The sequence below is a fragment of the Agarivorans sp. genome, from assembly GCF_050295395.1.
Lineage (GTDB): Bacteria > Pseudomonadota > Gammaproteobacteria > Enterobacterales > Celerinatantimonadaceae > Agarivorans.
The window spans coordinates 1-2,866 of sequence record NZ_JBNKPP010000025.1; the positions used below are offsets into that span (position 1 = coordinate 1).

The following is a 2,866-nucleotide window of genomic DNA, read 5'->3' on the forward strand; positions in this document are numbered from 1 at the left end:
GCTCTGGCTAAGAGCTTAAGTTCAATTTAGGCTTGGGCGAACTGTTCACGACCAGCCAGCCAGCGCTCAATTAAGGGCGAGCAGGCTTGTGGTTGCTGCTGTAGTAGCTGTTTGGCTAGGGCTTGAGCTTGGGAGATGAGCGCTTGGTCACGCACCAGATCGGCTATTTTAAACTCAGCCAAACCGGTTTGTTTGGTGCCTAATAATTCGCCGGGGCCGCGTATTTCCATGTCTCGCTGAGCAATCACGAAGCCATCGGTACTCTCGCGCAATACACTTAAGCGTGAGCTAGCTGTTTTGGATAGCGGGCTGTGGTACATCAGCACACAGTGGCTTTCTACTTGACCTCGACCCACTCGGCCGCGCAGTTGGTGTAATTGAGCCAAACCGAGTCGTTCGGGGTTTTCAATAATCATTAAACTGGCGTTAGGTACATCTACACCCACTTCTATCACAGTGGTGGCGACTAAGAGATCCAGCTGGTGCTGTTTAAATTGCTCCATCACCCATTGTTTTTCTTGGGGCTTCATTCGCCCGTGTACTAAGCCTACGCGAAGTTCGGGTAACTGCTTTTGTAAGCTGTCGGCGGTATCTTCGGCGGCCTGACATTGCAACACTTCTGATTCTTCAATCAAGGTACATACCCAATAGGCTTGGCGGCCGTCTTGGTGGCAGGCTTGATAGACCCGCTCTACCACCTGTTGGCGGCGGCTATCGGGCAGAGCCACGGTTTTAATGGGAGTGCGGCCCGGTGGCAGCTCATCGATCACCGAGAGTTCTAAATCGGCGTAAGCGGTCATTGCCAAGGTGCGAGGAATCGGAGTGGCAGTCATAATTAATTGGTGAGGTAGAGTATTGCTGCCATCAATGGCGGCGCCTTTCTCCCGTAACGCCATGCGCTGATGAACCCCAAAGCGGTGTTGCTCATCGATGATCACCAAAGCGAGGCTAGCAAATTGCACTTGCTCTTGGAATATCGCATGGGTGCCCACTATCATCTGGGCTTCACCGTTAGCGATGCGGGCCATGGCCTCGCTACGCGCCTTACCTTTTTGCTTGCCTGCTAGCCAATCTACCTTAAGCCCTAGCGGCTCAAACCAGCGGGCAAAGTTGAGTGCGTGCTGTTCGGCTAAAATTTCGGTGGGGGCCATCAGGGCCACTTGGTAGCCATTACCCAAGGCTTGCAAGGCGGCCAAGGCGGCCACTAGGGTTTTTCCGCTGCCCACATCGCCTTGCACTAGGCGCATCATGGCGTGAGGCTGCTGAGTATCGGTTTTTATTTCGGCGACGACCCGTTGCTGGGCGCCAGTGGGACGAAATGGCAGTTGCTTGAGAAACTGCTGCTCTAACTGGCTAACCAGAGGTAGCGCGATAGCCGCTTGTCGCTGTTGCTGTTGGCGTAATTTGAGCATGCTTAGCTGGTGGGCCGCTAATTCTTCAAGAACCAAACGTTGTTGCGCTGGGTGTTTGCCCTCTTCTAGTAAGCTCAGTTCGGTATCGGGCTCGGGCCGATGTAGTAGCATTAGCGCTTGGTTGAGGTCTAAACCGTGCGGACGCAGCGCAGCTGGTAGCCAGTCATGCAGCGGATATTGCTGCAACAGTTTAAAGGCTTGTTCGCTGAGTTTACGTAAGTTGAGTTGTTTTAGACCTTCGGTAGTGGGATACACCGGAGTGAGTTTTTCGTCCACTAGAGGCGCGCTAGGGTCAGCCACCACACTGTATTCTGGATGAATCATTTCCCAGCCATGCTTGCCGCGTTTCACCTCCCCAAAACAGCGCATCCAGTGGCCCTGTTGCATGGCCGATTTTTGGCCATTGTTAAAGTTGAAAAAGCGTAAGGTGAGGCTGCCACTGCCATCGTTGATGCGGCAAGTTAGCATGCGGCGGCGAGCTTGAATAATCTCTACTTTGGTAATTTCCCCGTGCACAGAGACATGGCTACCATGTAACAGGTCGTGAATCGGCCACAGCCGAGTGCGGTCTTCGTAACGAAGTGGAAGGTGCAGCAGTAAGTCGCCCACGCTACGAATATGTAAGCGAGCTAATTTTTCGGCCAGTTTATCCCCTACTCCCTTGAGGGCGGTAATTGGTAAGCTGCTGAGTTCCACTTAAACCACTGTAAATATGATCATGTACCAAGAGTATATATTAATTTTTTAATGAATATTACCTATCAAGCACTTAAGTGTTTAAAGCCCTATTTCACTACCGCAGGAAGGTTCTAATTCGCTTGCGCTTGGCGTATTATTTGCCCCAAAGCGTGCTTTGCCACGCGCTATTCATTTCACTGATTTAAAGGTAAGCACTCCCCATGGCCAAGTTATCCCTGCAAGAGCAGATGCTTAAAGCTGGTTTAGTTGATAAGAAAAAAGCAAAAAAAGTGGGAAAAACCAATAAAAAATCCCGCACTCTTGCTAAAGAAGTTAAAGCGGCAGCCGAACAAGCCCGCATTGAGCAACAGCAACGCGATGCCGAGTTGGCGCAGATGCAGAATGCTGAAAAAGAAAAGAGAGCAATTGCCGCACAAATTAAGCAATTGATTGAAATGAATAAGTTAGATCGTTCTCGCGGAGAAGATGCTTACAACTTTACTCATCATGGCTTGATTAAAAAGATTTACGTTACCGAGGAGCTACGTAAGCAGTTGAGTAACGGACGTCTTGCCATTGTCACTTTAGCTGAGAGTTATGAAGTAGTGCCCAGCATTGTGGCGGAAAAAATTGCCCAACGAGATGAAAGCGTAGTGGTATTAATCAATGACCCTAGCCAAGATGTCATTGACGAAGACGATCCGTATGCAGACTACCAGATTCCCGATGATTTAATGTGGTAAGCCAGTAAAATTAATTTATGTCATAAGCCGGTC

General features: G+C 50.0%; 2 protein-coding genes. One reads left to right on the forward strand and one right to left on the reverse strand.

Translation table 11 applies throughout. From position 1 onward, the window contains the following. Positions 1-26 precede the first annotated feature (26 nt). On the reverse strand, positions 27-2,108 hold the full coding sequence (gene recG / locus ACQY6Q_RS02085) for an ATP-dependent DNA helicase RecG (protein ID WP_427977299.1): 2,082 nt from the start codon (positions 2,106-2,108) through the stop codon (positions 27-29). A 203-nt stretch (positions 2,109-2,311) separates the two neighbouring features. Here recG and ACQY6Q_RS02090 point away from each other — a divergent pair, with 203 nt between their 5' ends. Further along, complete coding sequence (locus tag ACQY6Q_RS02090; protein ID WP_427977302.1) at positions 2,312-2,833, forward strand: DUF2058 domain-containing protein; 522 nt, start codon at positions 2,312-2,314, stop codon at positions 2,831-2,833. Positions 2,834-2,866 lie beyond the last annotated feature (33 nt).

What these genes read in the sequence shown, in the direction of transcription:
- ACQY6Q_RS02090 (WP_427977302.1), top strand. Translation starts at nt 2,312, where the DNA reads ATGGCCAAGTTATCCCTGCAAGAGCAGATGCTTAAAGCTGGTTTAGTT.